The 553-nt window shown below is 78.5% G+C and carries 1 protein-coding gene; it reads right to left on the bottom strand.

What is annotated here, in order from left to right:
- Window positions 1-553, bottom strand: a 553-nt coding sequence (locus AC1DU6_RS35350) for a hypothetical protein (RefSeq protein ID WP_477863248.1), incomplete at both ends; no start/stop codon positions are given.

The raw sequence follows: 553 nt of genomic DNA, 5'->3' as shown, positions 1-553 counted from the left end.
GCGCCAGGCCGAACAGGGCCGCGGCCTGGCGGTGCGCGCCCGAGGCGGCCGCCAGTTCGGCGGCGCGCGGCGCCAGCCGGGCCACGGCATGGTCCAGGCCGGCGTGCTCGGCGTGATGCACAAGGCGCACCGGTGCCGCGCCGCGCTCGCTGAGGGCGTCGAACACTGCGGCATGCAGGGCCGCGGCGCGGGGCCCCAGGGCTTCCAGCACGGTCAGCCGGGTCAGCTCGTGCGCAAAGCGCAGGCAGTCGCCGCCGGCCTGCAGCAGGTCGCTGGTGACGACTTCGGCCAGGGCCTCGGGCTCCAGGCCGCAGGCGTGGGCCAGCACGGCGGTCTCCAGCGGCGCGGGCGAGACGCTGGCCACATTGAGCAACTCGCGCGCCGGTGGCGACAGCCGCGCCACGCGCGCCAGCAGCGCGTCCCGCACCGACACCGGCAGGCCCTCGGCCAGCGGCGCGGCCAGCAGCTCCGTCACGAAGAAGGGATTGCCGCCGCTGGTCTCGAACAGGCCCGCGGCCGGGCGGCCGGCGCGGGCCGCCAGCGCGGCCACGGC

This window comes from Roseateles sp. P5_B10, assembly GCF_056400485.1.
This window is presented reverse-complemented; position numbering and strand designations above follow the sequence as displayed.